Origin of the sequence: Rhizobium sp. 25PS6, from assembly GCF_032464655.1 — a bacterium.
GTDB classification, from domain to species: Bacteria; Pseudomonadota; Alphaproteobacteria; order Rhizobiales; family Rhizobiaceae; genus Rhizobium; species Rhizobium laguerreae.
Genome location: NZ_JAWDIV010000001.1, coordinates 26,130 through 43,313, shown reverse-complemented (window position 1 = coordinate 43,313; position 17,184 = coordinate 26,130). Strand labels below are relative to the sequence as shown.

At 60.9% G+C, this 17,184-nt stretch carries 16 protein-coding genes and 1 pseudogene; 10 read left to right on the top strand and 7 right to left on the bottom strand.

All coding sequences use genetic code 11. From position 1 onward, the window contains the following. Window positions 1-16: 16 nt before the first annotated feature. From RWK44_RS00200 to RWK44_RS00160, 9 genes and pseudogenes are all read left to right on the top strand, one after another. On the top strand, window positions 17-1,612 hold the full coding sequence (locus RWK44_RS00200) for a GMC family oxidoreductase (protein ID WP_316028162.1): 1,596 nt from the start codon (window positions 17-19) through the stop codon (window positions 1,610-1,612). 55 nt (window positions 1,613-1,667) lie between these two features. Further along, window positions 1,668-2,921 carry an ABC transporter substrate-binding protein gene (locus tag RWK44_RS00195; protein WP_168271981.1) on the top strand — a complete coding sequence of 418 codons (1,254 nt, stop codon included), beginning with the start codon at window positions 1,668-1,670 and terminating at the stop codon, window positions 2,919-2,921. Window positions 2,922-2,932: 11 nt separating this feature from the next. Continuing rightward, the gene (locus RWK44_RS00190) at window positions 2,933-3,805 is read left to right on the top strand and encodes a branched-chain amino acid ABC transporter permease (protein WP_222416046.1); all 873 of its coding nucleotides are present in this window, start codon (window positions 2,933-2,935) and stop codon (window positions 3,803-3,805) included. Window positions 3,806-3,896: 91 nt separating this feature from the next. After that, on the top strand, window positions 3,897-4,838 hold the full coding sequence (locus RWK44_RS00185) for a branched-chain amino acid ABC transporter permease (RefSeq protein WP_164566215.1): 942 nt from the start codon (window positions 3,897-3,899) through the stop codon (window positions 4,836-4,838). Continuing rightward, window positions 4,835-5,554, top strand: coding sequence for an ABC transporter ATP-binding protein (locus RWK44_RS00180; protein ID WP_316028161.1), 720 nt, complete (start codon window positions 4,835-4,837; stop codon window positions 5,552-5,554). Before RWK44_RS00185 ends, RWK44_RS00180 begins: the two co-directional genes overlap by 4 nt. Further along, window positions 5,551-6,258, top strand: a complete 708-nt coding sequence (locus RWK44_RS00175) for an ABC transporter ATP-binding protein (RefSeq protein ID WP_168271984.1) — start codon at window positions 5,551-5,553, stop codon at window positions 6,256-6,258. The genes RWK44_RS00180 and RWK44_RS00175 overlap by 4 nt, the downstream gene beginning before the upstream one ends. Before the next feature lie 296 nt (window positions 6,259-6,554). Continuing rightward, window positions 6,555-6,645 (top strand): annotated as a pseudogene (locus RWK44_RS00170) (HAD family phosphatase); the annotation flags it as partial. 631 nt (window positions 6,646-7,276) lie between these two features. Next, window positions 7,277-8,299: a methyltransferase gene (locus RWK44_RS00165; protein ID WP_222060917.1), complete on the top strand. Its 1,023-nt coding sequence runs from the start codon at window positions 7,277-7,279 to the stop codon at window positions 8,297-8,299. 237 nt (window positions 8,300-8,536) lie between these two features. Continuing rightward, on the top strand, window positions 8,537-8,926 hold the full coding sequence (locus tag RWK44_RS00160; RefSeq protein ID WP_168281366.1) for a RidA family protein: 390 nt from the start codon (window positions 8,537-8,539) through the stop codon (window positions 8,924-8,926). On the opposite strand, the gene RWK44_RS00155 is transcribed toward RWK44_RS00160, so the two are convergent. From RWK44_RS00155 to RWK44_RS00130, 6 genes are all read right to left on the bottom strand, one after another. After that, window positions 8,923-9,504 carry an NAD(P)H-dependent oxidoreductase gene (locus RWK44_RS00155; RefSeq protein WP_168281368.1) on the bottom strand — a complete coding sequence of 194 codons (582 nt, stop codon included), beginning with the start codon at window positions 9,502-9,504 and terminating at the stop codon, window positions 8,923-8,925. The genes RWK44_RS00160 and RWK44_RS00155 overlap by 4 nt on opposite strands. Continuing rightward, window positions 9,501-10,910 (bottom strand): FAD-binding oxidoreductase, encoded by a 1,410-nt coding sequence (locus RWK44_RS00150; protein ID WP_316028160.1) that lies wholly within the window; start codon window positions 10,908-10,910, stop codon window positions 9,501-9,503. Before RWK44_RS00150 ends, RWK44_RS00155 begins: the two co-directional genes overlap by 4 nt. Before the next feature lies 1 nt (window position 10,911). Next, a complete protein-coding gene (locus tag RWK44_RS00145; RefSeq protein WP_316028159.1) occupies window positions 10,912-12,225 on the bottom strand; it encodes a cytosine deaminase in 1,314 nt (437 codons plus the stop codon). Continuing rightward, window positions 12,225-13,067, bottom strand: coding sequence for an ABC transporter permease (locus RWK44_RS00140; protein ID WP_168281374.1), 843 nt, complete (start codon window positions 13,065-13,067; stop codon window positions 12,225-12,227). Before RWK44_RS00140 ends, RWK44_RS00145 begins: the two co-directional genes overlap by 1 nt. After that, a complete protein-coding gene (locus RWK44_RS00135) occupies window positions 13,067-13,891 on the bottom strand; it encodes an ABC transporter ATP-binding protein (RefSeq protein ID WP_168281376.1) in 825 nt (274 codons plus the stop codon). The genes RWK44_RS00140 and RWK44_RS00135 overlap by 1 nt, the downstream gene beginning before the upstream one ends. A gap of 73 nt (window positions 13,892-13,964) precedes the next feature. After that, on the bottom strand, window positions 13,965-14,981 hold the full coding sequence (locus RWK44_RS00130; RefSeq protein WP_168281378.1) for an ABC transporter substrate-binding protein: 1,017 nt from the start codon (window positions 14,979-14,981) through the stop codon (window positions 13,965-13,967). 184 nt (window positions 14,982-15,165) lie between these two features. On the opposite strand from RWK44_RS00130, the gene RWK44_RS00125 reads away from it, so the two are divergent. Then, complete coding sequence (locus RWK44_RS00125) at window positions 15,166-16,155, top strand: LysR family transcriptional regulator (protein ID WP_168281379.1); 990 nt, start codon at window positions 15,166-15,168, stop codon at window positions 16,153-16,155. Here the strand turns inward: RWK44_RS00125 and RWK44_RS00120 are convergent. Beyond that, entirely contained in the window at window positions 16,118-16,984 is an 867-nt protein-coding gene (locus RWK44_RS00120) for a creatininase family protein (protein ID WP_222000407.1), read from the bottom strand. The genes RWK44_RS00125 and RWK44_RS00120 overlap by 38 nt on opposite strands. Window positions 16,985-17,184: the final 200 nt, after the last annotated feature.

The following is a 17,184-nucleotide window of genomic DNA, read 5'->3' as shown; positions in this document are numbered from 1 at the left end:
CGCGATGGAGCCTATCATGAACGAATTTGACTACATTATCGTGGGCGGCGGCTCGTCTGGTTGCGTCGTTGCCGCGCGTCTCTCCGAGAACCCCGGCAACAAAGTGCTGCTCATCGAGAGCGGCACGCGGGATGCCGACAAGTTCATCCATATTCCGGCGACATTTTTCAAAGTCATCGAAAGGGGCAAGGACGTCCAATTCTATGTCTCGGAACCGGACAAGGGCCTGAACGGCAAGCCGAACGTCGTGCCGCAGGGCCATGTCATCGGCGGCGGCAGTTCGATCAATGCGATGATCTACATTCGTGGCCAGCGGGAAGATTATGACACCTGGGCCCAGATGGGCTGCCGCAACTGGTCCTACGACAAGGTGCTGCCGGCATTCCGGGCTGTCGAGGGCAATCAGCGTCTCTCCGGCGAATTCCATGGCGCAGAGGGCGAACTTAAGGTTTCCGACCGTCGCTTCGGCCACGCCCTGTCTTGGGCGTTCATCCGCGCTGCGCAGGAAGCAGGCATCCCCTATAACCAGGATTTCAACGGCAAGGTCCAGGAGGGCGTCGGCTTCTATCAGACGACGACCCATAACGGCCGGCGCTGGAGTTCCGCGCAATCCTTCCTGCGCGACGCCGAAAAGCGTCCCAATCTGACGATCCTGACCAGTACGCGCGTTCACAAGGTGCTTTTCGAGGGCAAGAAGGCCGTCGGCGTCCTGACGGAGACAGGCACAACGTACAAAGCCCGCAGCGAGGTCGTTCTGACGTCCGGCGCACTCGCTACGCCTAAAATCCTGCAGCTGTCCGGTATCGGCGACGCCGCCCATCTGCAGAGCCATGGCATCGGCGTCGTTTCCGATCTGCCCGGCGTCGGCGAGAACTACCAGGACCATCTCGAGGCCACCGTTCAGGTCGAGGTCAAGGATCCGATCTCCATGTTCGGGCAGGACAAAGGGCTCAGGGCCGTTGGCCACATGCTGCAATACCTGCTGACCAAAACCGGCTTGCTGACCTCGAGCGTCGTGGAATCCGGTGGTTTCATCGATACGGCCGGCACCGGACAGCCCGATGTCCAGTTCCATGTGCTGCCAAGCTTCGTCGGATTTGGCGAACGCGCCGCCGTCCTCGGCCACGGTATTTCGATCGGCCCCTGCTTCCTGCGGCCCCAATCCCGTGGCACGGTAAAGTTGCGCTCGGCCGATCCGAAGGACAGAGCCCTGTTTCACGCAAATTCTTTCTCCAATCCGGCTGATCTGGAAACGCTTGTGCGCGGTGTCGAATGGGCGATCCGGATCACCGAGGCTCCGTCCCTTGCGCGGATCGTCAAGCGGCGGGTTCTGCCGGAACCTGGCATCGAGAGAGATCCGACTTCCCTGCGCAACTATATCCGGAGCATCTCCAAAACCGTTTTCCATCCGGCGGGCACCGCCAAGATGGGCCCCGCCGAAGATCGCATGGCGGTCGTAGGAGAGGATCTGAAAGTGCGCGGCGTCGAGGGACTTCGGGTCGCCGATGCCTCCATCATGCCGACGCTCGTGTCCGGCAACACCAATGCGCCCTGCATCATGATCGGCGAGCGCGCATCCCGCTTCATTCTCGGCAAGGAGGCCGCCGCATAAGCGAAAGCGGCGCCCTTTCTGACTTTCATGCAACGTTTCTTTGGGAGGAGAACACATGACCAAGACAACTCTGTTTCTTGCTGCATCGACCGCCGCGATCATCTTCAGCGGCGGCTCGGCCTTCGCGGCCCCCGCCTGCGGGCTCAGCAACGGCCAGAAAGCGGCCGGTGAACCGATAAAGGTGGGCGCCGTGGTCGGCCAGACAGGCCCCGATGACTTCTCGTCGTCCGCCGACGCGGCGCGAGCCTATTTCAATTGCGTCAATGAAAACGGCGGCATCAATGGCCGACCGATCGAGTATCTGGTTGAAGACGACCAGTGGAATCCGGAAGTCGCCAGTCAGGTCGCGACTAAGCTGGTCAAGGACGAGCAGGTCGTAGCCCTTGTCGGCAACGGGTCGTTCGTCGAAATGGGCGTCAACGCCAAACTCTATGCCGACGAAGGCGTCATGGCGATGGCCTCGGCGTGTGCCGTGGCGGAGTGCTTCGAATCCTCGAACATCGTTTCCACCAATGAAGGGCCTTTGCCCTCCAGCGTCGGTGCGGCGCAATGGGCCGTCGGCAATCTCGGCGCGACGAATGTCGTGTGCATTGGCCTCACCATTCCGTCGGTCGGCCCCTATTCCTGCGGCTGGACGGAAAAATACATGCAGGCAAAGGGGCTGGCAGGAACAAGCATCCTGCTTGACCCCGCCGCCGCCGACATGAATGCTTCTGTGCTGGAAACGGTCGCCAGCGGTGCCGACACGGTCCTCGTGAACCTGCCCGCCGGCATGGCGGCCGCCTACCTCAAAGCGGTCGAGGAACAGAATCTTCGCGACAATTTCAAGTGGATCTCCTCGACCCCGCTCTATGATGCCGACGTCCCCGGCATGCTTGGTGCCTATTGGGACGGCGTGATGAACGTCAACATCGAGTTGACCCCGATCGACGGCACAGAACCTGACGCCGCCAACTGGCGGGAGGTCATGCAGAAGCATGCCCAGCCAGAGGATCCCCGCGACACCTTCAGCCAGTCCGGCTATCTCTCGGCACGTTTCTTCGTCGATGCCCTGTTGAAGCTCGATCCGGCCAAGATCGATCGGGCCTCGGTGACCGAAGCCATTCAGCAGATCAAGAACGAGAACTCCGACCTGTTGTGTGGACCATACTATGTCGGCAAGGCGGACCGGCATATGCCGAACCATGCCAACATGATGGTGCAGATCTCAGGCAACGGCTTCAAGGTCATCAGCAAATGCGCGGACGTCGACAGCGCCTATCTCGATCCGATCCGCGCCGCTGAAAAAGAACTCGGCATCACCAACTGATTGGATACGCGATGAACGCTCTCGGCCTGTTCCTGGTTTCCGGCCTTGCCGTTGGGGCGCTTTATGCCCTCGGCGGCGTCGGGCTGGTGCTTCTCAACCGCGCCACGGGCGTGCTGAATTTTGCCTACGGCGCCATGGGCGCCGCAGGTGCCATGACCGCCTGGCAACTGTTGCAGTGGAACTGGCCGGAACCCATTGCCTGGCTCGCCTGTATCGGCATCGCGCTGGTCCTGTCTCTGGCGTTCGGCCGGCTGATCGCCCCGGGACTTGCTCATCGTGAACCGGTGGTCAAGGCGGTGGCGACCCTCGGGTTAGCGCTTGCACTGCTCGGCGTTATGAACCTGATCTGGACCGTCACGCCGCGCAAGCTTTCGTTGACACCCGACAGCCTCTCACTGTCGATCGTCGGTTTGCGCGTGACCGCGACGCGGTTGATCGCACTGGCTGCTGGCATCGGCGTGACACTCGGCATGGGATTGTTCCTCGCCCGCACGCGCATGGGCCTGATGATGCGTTCGCTTGCCGACAACCGCGAAATTGCGGCCATCCTCGGAACACCGGTCAGGCGCGTCGAAACTTTCGCCTGGGGCATATCCGGCGTTCTTGCCGGCTTCACCGGTCTGTTGTTTGCCACCCTCGTCCGGCTCGATCCGGCGGTGCTGACCTTTCTTGTGATCCCGATCATTGCCACGACCATCATCGGCCGACTTGCCTCAATCCCCGCGACCTTCGCCGCCGGGCTCGTCATCGGCATGTTCGAAAGCCTGCTGACCCTCTACAAACCGTTGGCGCCCTTCCGCGTTGCCACCCCCTTCATTGTCGCGATTATTGCGATGATGTGGATGCAGCGCGGCCGCAAGCTGACATTCGCCGGACAGGATTGACGCCATGCAAACCGTCATCGAACCGCTCGCCGCTAAAATCTCCACACCCCCTACGGCCTTGAGACCACTATTGCAGAGATACGCGCCACAGATGTTTTTCACTGCGATGGCCGTCATCGTGCCCCTCGCCGCCAATGCGCTCTGGGTGAAGGTGTTGACCGGCACTGCAATTTATACGCTGACCGCCGCCAGCATCGCATTGTTGTATCGCCGGCTGGGGCTGGTATCCCTTGCGCAGGTGGCGCTGATGGGCTGCGGCGGATGGATCGCGCTACGCCTTGCCCATGGCCTCGGCCTGCCGTTCGAACTGAACCTCCTGTCCGGCGGCTTGTTTGCCGGAGTGATCGGCATGGTCCTCGCTTATCCGGCGCTGCGCATGCGCGGTCTCTATCTGGCGCTGATCACCCTAATGGCCGCTGGCGGTTTCGGCATCCTCATCAACGTCTTGCAGTTCCCCAACGGCGGCGGCGGCCTGACCGGTTTTGCCGTCCAGGCCGTCACCTACATGCCGCGTCCATACCTGGCGGCGTCGGACAGCGCCTATTTCCGCTATTGCATGGTGGTCGTGGCGTTTGGGTTCCTGCTGATCGACTGGCACGAGCGCAGCCGCGCCGGCCGGGGCTGGGCGCTGATCCGCAAGAGCGAGGCCTCCGCCATGGCAGCCGGCGTTGACGTGACGCTCTACAAGGTCTGGGGTTTTGCCCTGTCCGGCTTTCTGGCCGGAATCGCCGGCGCTCTTCTGGCGGGCAATCTCCAGCTTCTCGACGCCCGTTCCTTTCCGCCAGCAGAATCGGTGATGATCTTCGCGCTGACCATCGTTGGCGGTGCATGGCATTGGTATGGCGCGGTGATTGCCGCCCTGCTCTACCGGCTGGTACCGGCCTACCTCAACGACCTCGGTATCAATGGCGATACCGCCTATGTGATCTTCGGCCTTGCCCTGATCCACGCCCTGATCACCGCGCCGAAAGGCCTCGCCGGTCAGTTGACCGATGCGGTCAGAGTTTTGCGCTCACGGGAGGAGAAGCGATGATCTCGATCGACGACGTCACCGTCACCTTCGGCGGTGTCACCGCGCTCAACTGCCTGACCGTCATCCTCGATAAGCCGGTCTTCGGCATCATCGGCCCGAACGGAGCCGGCAAGACCACCTTCCTCAATGTCCTGTCCGGCTTCGTCACACCCCAGTCCGGCCAGATCACTATGGATGGAGCAGATATTCTCCCTCTCGCACCGCATCAGCGGGCACGCTGGGGGCTGCGCCGTTCCTTCCAGAAGGAGCAGGTGGTCGATGAACTGTCGGTCGAGGACAATGTTCGCGTCGTACTCGACCCCCTTGCAATGTCGGGAAACGATCGCGAACGTGCGCTGATGGCCGCTCTGGAGTTCGTGGGCCTTTCCGCCGTTCGTGGTCTGAACGCCGCTGGCCTCAACGCCTTCGAACGCCGGATGGTCGAGATTGCCCGCTGCGTTGTCGGCAAGCCGAGGCTGATCCTCCTCGATGAACCCGGCGCCGGGTTTTCACAGGGCGAAGTTGACAGGCTTCGCCAGATCATCGACGGCATCAGGGCGTTCAACGGCGCAACGACGCTGCTGATCGACCACGACGTCGATCTCATTCAGGCTGTCTGCCAGGACACGATGGTGCTCGATTTCGGGTCGCTGATTGCCGTTGGCGCGACTGCGGCTGTGCTGACGGATCCGAAGGTCCGCGCAGTCTATATCGGCATGGAGGATGTGGCTGCATGAGCACGTTTACGGTCAGCAATTTGTCAGTCGAGCGCGGCGGCAAGCGGGTCATCGATGATCTGAGCTTCACATTGCAAAGCGGTCGCATCACCGCCCTTCTCGGCCCCAATGGCGCCGGCAAGAGTTCGCTGGTGCTGGCGATTGCCGGTGCGCAGCCGGTCGCCTCGGGTACGGTGGCGGTCGATGGACGGGTCGTTTCCGGGCAATCGCCGGAGGTTGTGCGGGCCGCGGGCATTGCAGCGGTACCGGAAGGCCACCGCGTGCTTTCAGGCCTCAATGTCGAGGACAACCTGCAGGCCGCAGGCTTTCAGCAATCGGCAGCAGACGCCGCAAAGGCGGTGGACGAGGTCTATGCCATCTTCCCGGAACTGGCAGAGCGCAAGAAGCAGCGTGCCGGCTCCATGTCCGGCGGTCAGCAGCAGATGCTAGCTCTGGGCCAGGGCCTCGTTGCCCGCCCGAAATTCATCCTTGCCGACGAGATGTCGCTTGGGCTCGCGCCGCTGGTCGTCAAACGGCTGATGGCCGTGCTGTCCCGTCTCGCGGCCCAGGGAACCGGTATCCTGCTGATCGAGCAGTTTACTGCTCTCGCGCTTAAAGAGGCACACGACGCGCATGTCCTGTCGCGCGGCCGGTTTTCTTTCAGCGGGGCGCCGGAGATACTGCGGCAAAATCCCGACATTCTGCACAAGGCCTATCTCGCCTGAGTTCCACGTCCTGCCGCCCATCATCGGAGCAATGGTCGGGGAGACAGTTGCATCGATACTGGCAGGTTAGGCCGAACCGCTCTTCGACCCTCCTTGTAACCCGATCGTTTCCCGGCGGTTTCGTTCCGCCGCGAGAAGCAGAGTCAAGAAACATCCTCACCTTGGTTGGCCGGAAACGGGCTGGCGGAAACATAGCGTAAATGCCGCCCACCGGCAGCGACCATTCAGGAAAGAGTGGAGCAAGCTTTCCGGCACGGATATCCGCTCACCATATAGTCAGGGAAGACCGAAACGGGCTGGTTGGCGAAGACTGGACCGACATGAAGACCTTCGTACAGCGGGCGCGCGGCGCCGAGGCCGACCTGGTGACTGCGCCCGGAAGCGCGCTGGTGGTCTAACATGCGTGATCCGCAGCTCGACTCGCTGATTGCATGAGCGGTCGAAGGCAATCGCACAAAATTTCAGCTTACTTCAAATCAGCAAACGTGCCGATAAAATTGGTTGGATAGGCCCGTTTGCGATTCGCAGCATGGGTATTCGTCATTTTAGGTCGAAGTAGCACGCGACCTACACCACCTCCCGGGACACGATCCAGGGGAGTCCAATCCATCGCGTGCCAGGATTGCCGTGTAGCATCCTTCGATCTCCCCTCCCTGTCCCGCTATAAGTGGTGCGAAGTAAGGTGGCAGAGCTTCGTCCTCCGCGGCATTCACAGCCGTCGCAAGCAGCGCGGATAGAGCAAAAATGAGCGATCTAGATTTCATTTTCCACTCTCTGCGATTCCGGGACACACAATACCAAGCAAGTCGACAGCTCTTTGAGTCCTGCCGCATTGAACCTCAGCCTCGCCGGTCTGCAACGCGTGCCATGGTGTCGGCGGGCCGGCAGGACAGCTCGGCCATTTGAGGCGGGCACCCGATAGGGTTAGCGCGATAAGTATTGTAGAATATGCGGATATGCGCATAATTTCCGCGGCTGCCGCTGCTGGGCAAGATTGATCGAGGGCTCTGGAGATCCCATGGAAACAATCGTCGAGGACGCCCGTGTTGGCGTAGTGTCGCCCGAACTCGTAGTCGATGCACTGTTTGCGTGTCGAAAGACGGCGGCTATAAGGGCGGCGATCGAGCTCGATCTCTTTACTCATATAAACGAGGGCAAGACTGCAGCATCGCTGGCGTCGGCAACAAGCGCCTCGGAGCGTGGGGTGCGCATCCTGTGCGACTACCTTGTGGTACATGGTTTCCTGACAAAGGAGAGCGGACAGTACCGAATGACGCCCTCGACCAGAATGTTCCTCGATCGCAATTCGCCGGCCTATATGGGCGCGGCCGTTGAGTTCACGGCCGCACCCGAAATACTGGATAATTTTCTGCGCGATCCGGCCGCCGTCGTGCGAAACGGCGGTTCGGCCGGGCTTGCGAACGTGTCGGCAGACAACCCCGTCTGGTTGAAGTTTGCGCACGGCATGGGCTCCTTTACCGGGCTCAGCGCCAAAATGCTGGCTGGCGAAATCTCCGGCTGGCCGAGGCCTCCCAAAAAGGTGTTGGACATCGCTGCAGGTCCAGGCGTTTTCGGGATCGAAATTGCGAAGGCCTTTCCAACGGCGGAGATCGTCGCCGTCGACTGGGCCGCCGTATTAGCGCTGTCGAGGCAGAATGCGGAAAAAGCCGGCGTGGCTGACCGGTACCGGACGATAGCCGGCAGTGCTTTCGATGTTGAGTGGGGCACGGGTTATGATCTTGTCCTGCTTCCGAATTTTCTGCACCACTTCGATTTGCCGACATGTGTCCAACTGTTACGAAGGATCATCGCCAGCCTTGCAGAGCATGGTCGGATCGTCGCGGTCGATTTCGTGCCGAACGAAGATGGCGTGTCGCCGCCTTTTCCCGCAGCCTTCTCCTGGGAGATGCTCGCTAGCACGCCGGCTGGCCAGGCTTATACGCAAAGTGAGTTGACTGAGATGGCAAGACTTGCCGGTCTTGCCGGCGTCACGATCAAATCGATGCCGCCAACTCCGGCAAGCGTTATTCTCTTTGAATAGCCGGTCGACCGTCATCTGCGTCGCCTAGCTGACACCTGCCGAGTCGCTGCGCTGAAGCATGTAGCCGCTACAAAAAGCGCTTATCGTTCGCCGCATTTGCTCGTGCCCGGCGGTTCGATTCCGTTCAAGGCGGTCGTCCTGCTTTTTGTCGCAAAACATTATGGACGCAGGCGATATTCTCATATCCCGCCGCATCCTGTAGGCTTGATATCTGCAGCCCTCAGGAATTTCAGATCGATGAAAAAGACATTCAACCCGGCCTCGGTGCGCCGGCCCTTTGGAAATTATAATCACGGCCTGCTGGTGCCGCCCGGCGCATCGCTCCTGGTCACCTCGGGCCAGCTTGGTATCGGTCTCGACGATGCTGTTCCGAGCGATATCACTGCTCAGGCTGAACTCTGCTTCAAGGCTATCAAGACGATCCTCGAAGAGGCGGAAATGAGTTTTGCCGACGTCATCCGCATTTCGGGCTTCGTCACCCGCCGCGAGGATTTCCCGGCCTATATGGCCGTGCGGGATCGCTATACGCTCGATCCGAAGCCGGTTTCCACCTTGCTCATCATCGGCGGCTTTACGCGCCCTGAGTTCCTGGTCGAAGTGGAAGTGACGGCCGCGAAAATTTTCTAAAAGCGCTCCATCGCGTCTCCGACGCGGGTGAGGAATTTTGCCCGCGTCTCCGGCGTGCAATTGTTCATGTCGTAATGGGCGAGGAACGTCACCGGCCTCACCGGATTGATCTGCGCCCTCAGCACGCGCTTGACGATTTTCTTCGGCGGGTTGCCGGCGGCGAAGGCGCGGAAGGGCGTTGCGCCATAAGTCAGGACGGCTGCGAGCTTGCGGATGTGGCGCAGCCGCGATTCCACCTTGCCGTTGACCAGCTCGAAGGAAACGCCCGGCAGCCACACGCGGTCGAAATATCCCTTCAGGATCGCCGGAAAGCCGAAGTTCCAGATCGGGGTGCAGATCACCAGCCCCTCGGCCGCCTTCAACCTTTCGACATGCGACTCCACCAGCTTCAGATTTTCCGGATAGTCGTGATAGACGAGCCGGTCGTGGCGCGAGAGCACCGGATCGAACCGCTCTTCATAGAGGTCGCAGCCATCCACCATATGCCCGGCCTTCTCAAGGCTCTCGACGGTTTGCCGGTAAAGCGCCTTGCCGTAACTTTCCTCGACCGGGTGAGAGTGGAGGACGAGAACCCTCATGAAGCCTCCATCAAGGCCGCCAGGCCGGGGAAGAGATAGTTCTTACCGGCGTTGAAGTCGAAATCGGGATTCTCCCAAGCGATCATCTTGCCGGGATTGAGCAGGCCCTTCGGATCGGTTTCCTGCTTGAAAGCGAGTTGCACCGCGTCGGTGCGCTTCATGCCGCCTTCTTCGAGCGTATAGCGGTGCGGGTTGAAGATCGGGCATCCATTGTCCTGGTGGATCTTGATGATCTCCTCCAGCCGCTCCTCGGTGGTGTAGCGCACCAGCGGCAGGCCGGAGCACTGGATCTGGCCGTCGAATTTGATGAATTCGAGATGACCCGGCACTTCGTCACCAAAGATTTCGACCATCTTGCGAACCTTGGCGACATGATCCGGTCCGGGATATTGAACCTGCAGATAGGTGAAGCTCGGGTCGACCTTCAGCGCACGCAATGTCGTATGGTTCCAGGCAAGCTCGTAGGCATGCGGGATGCCGCGCATGCTTTCCACCTTGTCGGAGCGGAACATGATCTCGCCCTTCAGCGCCGCCGTGAAGGCCAGAAAAGCATCCATGGAGTGCGGCGCGATCATCAGCACGACGATCGACTGGCCCTGACGGATGTAGGGCTTGTGGCGGGTGAAATAGCCGTGCGGGATAGGAGCGGCGATCGGGGCAATTTCCTTGACGAGAATGCCGTTGCATTTCGCCAGCGCGTTGGAAAAGCGCACCGCTTCCATGAAATCGTCATAGCCGACCAGCACATCGACCCAGTCATAGGCAGGTGCAAGCGGCATCTCGATCTCGGTGATGATTCCGTTGGTGCCATAGGCGTGGCTCACCTTCTGCAGATCCCAGCCGGTGAGGTCGAGCACGCGCGGTTCGGCTTCCATGGTGATGACGCGCAGGCGCAGGATGTTTCCGAGGTCGCGCAAGCCGCCCCAGGTGATCGAGCCAACGCCGCCCGAGCCGCCGGCGATGAAGCCGCCGACCGTCGCCGTCTGCGCGGTGGAGGGGTGGAAGCGCAGCTCCTGGCCGGAATGGGCCTTGGTCTGCTTGTCGAGCTGGGCAAGCACGATGCCCGGTTCGCAGATGACGCGGCCGGGATGGATCTCCTTGATCTTGTCCATCGCCGCAAGGTTCAGCACGATACCCCCGGAAAGCGGCATGGCCTGGCCGTAATTGCCGGTACCGGCGCCGCGCGGCGTGACCGGCACGCCATGGGCATAGGCGACCTTCAGCGTCCTTATGACCTCTTCCTCGGTCTTCGGTGTGACGACGAGATCGGCCGTCACATTGTCGAGCTGCGCCTTTAGGATCGGCGAGTACCAATAGAAATCCCGGCTCTTCTGGCGCACCAGCGCCGGATTGTCCTCGACGGCGATGCCTTCGAGCTCCTTTTTGATCTTCTGATAATCGGTCATGTCAGGCTCCAACAACGCTATCGAGTTCACGGTAATCCGGCAGGCTGCGGTCGATCACCTTGCCGCGGCGAAGCACGACGCGGTCAGACTGCGGACGGGAAAGGAATTCACTCCAGCGCCGCGCGCTGAAAAGCACGAGATCGGCGGGATCGCCGGCGGCGATACGGCTCTTGTCCGGCCGTCCGACGATGGCGGCGGGCGAGGTGGTGACGACACGGGCGGCGGTATCGAGCGGGTGGTCGAGATGCAGAATCCGCACGGCCTCGCGGAAGACCTCCACCGGATCGAGATCGCCATAGGCATAGAAGGGGTCGCGGGTATTGTCGGAGGCGACCGCAGTCGCGACACCGGCGGCGGCCAATTCCTTGAACAGGGTGACGCCGCGCCAGCGCGGGGTGCGGCCGGGATAGCGGTCCTGCAGATACATGTTGCACATCGGCAGCGCGATGACCGCGATACCTGCCTTGGCGACCAACTCGACGGTGCGCGCGGCGGTGTCTTCGTCCTGGCGAGCGAGCGAGCAGCAATGGCCGGCGGTCACCTTGCCCTCGAACCCGTTGCGCAGCACGGCCTCGGCAATTGCCTTCAGTGTTTCCGCGCCGCGATCATCCGTCTCGTCGACATGCAGATCGACCTCCAGGCCATGCTCTGCGGCAGTCCCGAAGAGCGTGTCGAGCTGCCAGACAAGCTCCGGCCCCATCCGGGTGACGCCGCCAAGCAGGCCGCCGGTTTGTCGGATTGTTGTGACGAGATCGGCAAAGAAGATGCCGTCTGCCATGGCATCCAGCGGGAAGAGGGCGACCGCCTGCAGTGCAATCCGGTCCTTCCAGGCATCCCGGATTTCGGAAAAGACCTCGAAGGAGATGCGATGCTGGGGCGCAAGCGAATCCAGGTGCGTGCGGATCAGGCTGGTGCCATGGGCATAGGCGGAGCGGAGCGAGAATTCCATGCGCCGTTTGACGTCTGCCGCCGACCAGTTGGCTTCCCGGTCGGCCCTGACCGCATCGAGCGCCCCCATGAAGCTGCCGTCGGGATTGGCCTGGCGCGGCCAGATATGGCCTTTGTCGAGATGGGTATGGATATCGGCGAAGCACGGCCAGACCATGCCGTCCTTAAGATCGGTCCTGGCATAATCGGCGGGTGCGGCGCCGGCCGGCCGGATGGCGGCAATCATGCCATCGGTAATGACGATATCGGCCTTGACGAGCCCCTCGACGGCGGGCGCGTCAAATCCCACAACGGCAACGGCGGGCAGCGTTGCATTGCTCAGCACGAAGCGGCCGGCATTGGGCGGGGAGATGAAGGAATAGGTCATCAGTTTTCCCGTTTCAGGCTGCTCTCATGCCAACGGTGCAGGCTCAGCCAGGAAATGAAAGAGGTGATAGCGAAGATCGCTACACCGAGCAGGGAGAGCATCAGCAAGGCTGCAAAGAGACGCGGGATATTCAGCCGATACTGTGCTTCGAGAAGCCGGAAGGCGAGGCCGGATCCCGCGCCTGCCGAACCTGCCGCAAATTCCGCGACGACAGCGGCGATCAGCGCAAGGCCACCGCCGATCCTGAGGCCGGTCATGAAATAGGGTTGGGCGGCAGGCAATTTGAGAAAGAGCAGCGTCTGCCAGCGCGAGGCGCCGTAGAGCTCAAAGAGGTTGATCAGATTGTGGTCGACGCTCTTCAGTCCCTGGACCATATTCGAAAGGATCGGGAAAAAGGCGACGAGGAAGGCGCAGATCAGCAGCGCTACCTGCGTCGACGGCGCATAGATCAGGATAAGCGGCGAGATGGCGACGATTGGCGTTACCTGCAGGATGACGGCAAGGGGATAGAAGGCAAGCTCGACCCAGCGTGACTGCACGAGAAAGATCGCAAAGCCGACGCCGCCGACAAGCGCCAGCATCAGCGACATGAAGGTGATCTTGGTGGTGACCCAGAGGGCAGGAGCAAGCGTACCCCAATCCGTCACGAAGGCGTTTGCCACAGCGGCCGGTCCTGGCAGGATATAGGGCGGCACGCCGGACAGTTTCACATAGGCGTACCAGACGAGGATCAACAGGGCGATGACGAGAAAAGGAATGGCGATGCGCAGCGCAAGATCGCGGCGCCTTGCGCTTACGGTACCCTTAACGAGCAGCGGCGATGTGTCTGTTTCGTCACTCATCAATGATCCCCTGCCGAATTGATCGCCCCGATCAGCGAATGCGATACCGTTTCGCAGGCCTTGCGGTATTCTTCCGAGGTGCGGTAGTGCGCGTCGCGTTCGAGGCTGGTGATCAGCGGGACGTCGGCATGCACGCGCCCGGGCCTTGCCTTCATCACGACGATGCGGTTCGAGAGATAGGCGGACTCGAAGACCGAATGCGTCACGAAAATCACCGTAATGCCGGTCGCCTTCCACAGCCGCAGCACGTCGTCGTTGAGCTTCTGGCGGGTGATCTCATCGAGCGCGGCGAAAGGCTCGTCCATCAGCAGCAGCTTCGGCTTCGTCACCAGCGCACGGGCGATCGAGACGCGCATCTTCATGCCGCCGGAAAGTTCCCGCGGATAGGCCTTGGCAAAATCCTGAAGACCGACGGTGGTCAGCACTCCCATAATCTGATCACGCGCGGCTGCCTTCGAAACGCGCCTCAACCTCAGCGGCAAGTGGACGTTGTCGAACACGTTCTTCCAGGGCATCAACGTCGGCTCCTGGAAGACAAAGCCGATATCGCCCTCCGGCAGACCTCGGGAATTGATGCGCGAACTCGGCCAGTCGATCGTTCCCGAGGTGACATCGCCGAGACCGGCGATGATGCGCAGCGCCGTCGACTTGCCGCAGCCGGAAGGGCCGAGCAGGCTGACGAACTCGCCGCTTTCGACCGTGAGCGACATGTTCGAAAGGGCGACAGTGCCGCTTGAAAAGACCTTCGAGACCGACTGCATGATAACAAGCGGCCGCTTGCGCGTCTCTTTCGGGGATACCGCCTGGGCTTCTGCTGGGAGCATTGCTGTCTCGTTCATGCGGGAGGATACGGCCCGCCACATCCTCGATGGCGGACCAGGAGAGCCGTCGGTCGGCCTACTTCTTCAGTGCCACGCCGGTGCTCTTGCAGACGAACTTCGTCGTGAAGGCCTTGGTGTAATCGGTATCGGCCTTGAACACCTTGATGGCGGTCATCTCGTCGAAGAACTTCTTGTAATGGGCGTCGGTGATGCAGCCGATGCCCTTGTCGAGGCTGTCGCCGGATTCGATGATGCCGTATTCCTTCATCTTGGCGATCGAATAGGCGATCTGGCCGTCCGTCATTTCAGGATTGTCCTTCCTGATCAGTTCGTTCGCCTTGGTGTTGTCGCCGTAGAGATAGTTGTACCAGCCTTCGATCGAAGCATCGACGAAGCGCTGCACGACATCGGACTTGCCGTCGATCATCGCCTGCGTCGTCGTGATCATCGTCGAATAGGGCGAGTAGCCGTTGTCGGCGAGCAGGAAGACCTTCGGCTCGAAGCCTGCCTGCTTCTGGATCTCGTAAGGTTCGGAGGTCAGGTACCCCTGCTGAGCAGAGTCCTTGTCTGCAAGGAAAGGGGCGGGACTGAAGTTATAGGGTTTGTACTGCTCGTCCTTGAAGCCCTTGAAGTTGGCCTTCATCCATTCGAAATAGGTGAGGTAGCCGTCTTTGCTGAGGAACAGCGTTTTCAGCTTGGCGAGATCCTCGAACTTGTCGACGCCGTTGTCCGGATGAGCGATCAACACCTGCGGATCCTTTTGGAAGATCGCGGCGACATCGACCAGTGGAATGCCCTGCTCGACGGCGGATATCTCTCCCTGAGGACCACCCATGTAGAAATCGAGCTTGCCGGAGATCAGCAGCGCGCTGCCTGCAGCATTCGGGCCGCCCTGGACGATGGTGACGTCGAGGCCGTATTTCGCATAAGTGCCGTCGGCGACGGCTTGGTAGAAGCCGCCATGTTCCGCCTGGGCAAGCCAGTTCGTCCCGTAGCTCACCTTGTCGAGGGCAAGCGCCGGCGAGGCCGCGGCAAGCATCGAGGCGAGGCCAAGGCAGCTCAGGAATTGTCTGTTCGTCTGTGCTTTCAACATGGTCGGCAGTTCCCCTTTTGTGGCAGAGGGAAGCCTTATCCGGCTCCCTTTTGAGAGAATTTGAGCCATTGCCATGCGCTTTGAAAAGCATCAAAATTCGTGCACATTGATGCCTTTTCGGCATCCCTGGGAAAGCTGAAGATAATTTGTGCGGCCTGCGCAAAATATATGCATCGGAGAGATCATGCTGCACTCCAGACGCCTTCTTTACATCAACGAGATTGCCCGTTGCGGTTCGATCCGCAAGGCGGCCGCGCGCCTTAACGTGGCGTCGTCGGCGGTCAACAGGCAGATTTTGGCGCTGGAGGAGGAGATCGGGGCGCCGCTTTTCGAGCGGCTGCCGCGTGGCCTGCGGCTGACGGCTGCCGGCGAGCTCTGCATCGAGCATATTCGCGACGTGCTGAAGAATTACGAGCGCCTGGAGGGGCGTATCCGCAGCCTCAAGATGCAGCAGGCAGGCAAGGTGCGCATGGTGACGACCGTTGGGCTAGCCGCCGGGCCGCTGCCCGAAATCATCGCGCGCTTTCTTTCAGAGCATCCGCGCGTCTTCGTCCAGCTGCGCAACGACACCGGCGGCACGACGGCCAACCCCGTTGTATCAGGCGAGGTGGATATCGGTCTTGGCTTCAATATCCCCGCCATGCCCGGCATCCGCACGCTTGGAAATTTCGATATCCCGATCGGCGTCGTGCTGCCGCCGGGGCATCACCTGATCGGTCCCGGGCCGATCAACCTCGCCGATGTCACTCAGGAAAAACTGGTTCTGGCGCAGCCGGGCACCAGCCTGCGCGAGGTGATCAACCTTGCTTTTGCGCGCCTGCCCATTTCGGTCGAGCCGGTGCTGGAAACCAATGCATCGGAGATGCTGAAACAGCTCGTCAAATGCGGCACCGGGCTGACGCTGCTCAATCCGCTCGACGTCATCACCGAATGCCGGCGCGGTGAACTCGTCTTCCGGCCGATCGCCGAGCCGCATGCGCGTTACCAGCAGATGAAGCTGTTTGCGCGTGCCCGTGCGCCGCTCGACGCGGCCACCAGCCTTTTCGTCGAATATCTGCTCGCAGAACTGCTCGGCCTGGTGCAGGAATTGCAGGCCAAGGGTCATATCCCACCGGATGTGAAACCCGCGGCTGAGCCTATTTCACATAGAGATCCGAAAGCGGATAGGCCTTGAGGTCCCGGAGCAGCTCGACGAACCCGTTGACTTGATGGCGGCAGATCGCCTCGCCCTTTTCGGCAGTGGCAATCGAGGCATCGCCGACGACACCGAAGGGATTGAGGTCATGCGCGATCCAGGCCAGCGAATGCGGCGGCAGAGGCTGAAGAAATTTGGATTGCTCCCGCATCCCTTCGGCCTTCGAGGAGAAATTCTGCGCCTTGTCCATCCGCACCAGCTCGGGGCGAAAGTGCAGCATCAACGACGTCTCGACATCGCCGCCGTGGATGCCATATTTGCTCTCGTGATCGCTGACCATGCCTTCCGGATGACCGAAACGGCCCCATTGCGTGGAGACCACCGCCATTTGATGGCGCACGCGCAGTTCGCGCGCGACGATGCTCATGATGTCGACATTACCGCCGTGGGAATTGACGATCACCATCTTCCGCAGCCCGGCTTCGGCAACCTTTGCGCCGATCGCCGTCCAGACCGGGATGAGCAGCTCGGCACTGAGCGACAGCGTGCCGGGGCCATAGATGTGTTCGTTGGCCTTGCCGATCTCCTGTGTCGGAAGGACCAGAATGTCCAGGTCCTCCGGCCGCTGCCTCTTCAGCTCCGCCAGCATGCCGGTCGCGATGGCAACATCCGTTGCGATCGGCAGATGCGGGCCGTGCTGTTCCGTCGAGGCGATTGGCAGAACGGCAATCGTGGTCTCGGGGGAGAGGCCGGCAAAATCATATGTATTGAGCTCGTTCCAGTAAAACGGCGTGGGCATGCGGTCTTCCCCTTTCGTCACCTGCTTCGATAGGGAGTAGGGAATAATGATGAGCCCGAAAAGCATCATTTTTTGCGCATGGCGCTGCTTTTTTTCGCGCGCATCGGCGGGCGTTGCTCCGCTGGCGCTTCCGCGTCCAAGGCAACTTCATTGAAGTTGTGGCTCGCGGCATCTTATGACCGCGGCTCGGGGAATTCATGAGCCAGATCGATAACCGTATGCAACGGAAGGGGTCTAATCAGGAGGCGGAGTTGCACTACCTCAGCAGA

Coding starts and splice junctions, on each gene's coding strand:
- RWK44_RS00200 (WP_316028162.1), top strand. CDS start 17: ATGAACGAATTTGACTACATTATCGTGGGCGGCGGCTCGTCTGGTTGC.
- RWK44_RS00195 (WP_168271981.1), top strand. CDS start 1,668: ATGACCAAGACAACTCTGTTTCTTGCTGCATCGACCGCCGCGATCATC.
- RWK44_RS00190 (WP_222416046.1), top strand. CDS start 2,933: ATGAACGCTCTCGGCCTGTTCCTGGTTTCCGGCCTTGCCGTTGGGGCG.
- RWK44_RS00185 (WP_164566215.1), top strand. CDS start 3,897: ATGTTTTTCACTGCGATGGCCGTCATCGTGCCCCTCGCCGCCAATGCG.
- RWK44_RS00180 (WP_316028161.1), top strand. CDS start 4,835: ATGATCTCGATCGACGACGTCACCGTCACCTTCGGCGGTGTCACCGCG.
- RWK44_RS00175 (WP_168271984.1), top strand. CDS start 5,551: ATGAGCACGTTTACGGTCAGCAATTTGTCAGTCGAGCGCGGCGGCAAG.
- RWK44_RS00165 (WP_222060917.1), top strand. CDS start 7,277: ATGGAAACAATCGTCGAGGACGCCCGTGTTGGCGTAGTGTCGCCCGAA.
- RWK44_RS00160 (WP_168281366.1), top strand. CDS start 8,537: ATGAAAAAGACATTCAACCCGGCCTCGGTGCGCCGGCCCTTTGGAAAT.
- RWK44_RS00155 (WP_168281368.1), bottom strand. CDS start 9,504: ATGAGGGTTCTCGTCCTCCACTCTCACCCGGTCGAGGAAAGTTACGGC.
- RWK44_RS00150 (WP_316028160.1), bottom strand. CDS start 10,910: ATGACCGATTATCAGAAGATCAAAAAGGAGCTCGAAGGCATCGCCGTC.
- RWK44_RS00145 (WP_316028159.1), bottom strand. CDS start 12,225: ATGACCTATTCCTTCATCTCCCCGCCCAATGCCGGCCGCTTCGTGCTG.
- RWK44_RS00140 (WP_168281374.1), bottom strand. CDS start 13,067: ATGAGTGACGAAACAGACACATCGCCGCTGCTCGTTAAGGGTACCGTA.
- RWK44_RS00135 (WP_168281376.1), bottom strand. CDS start 13,891: ATGCTCCCAGCAGAAGCCCAGGCGGTATCCCCGAAAGAGACGCGCAAG.
- RWK44_RS00130 (WP_168281378.1), bottom strand. CDS start 14,981: ATGTTGAAAGCACAGACGAACAGACAATTCCTGAGCTGCCTTGGCCTC.
- RWK44_RS00125 (WP_168281379.1), top strand. CDS start 15,166: ATGCTGCACTCCAGACGCCTTCTTTACATCAACGAGATTGCCCGTTGC.
- RWK44_RS00120 (WP_222000407.1), bottom strand. CDS start 16,984: ATGATGCTTTTCGGGCTCATCATTATTCCCTACTCCCTATCGAAGCAG.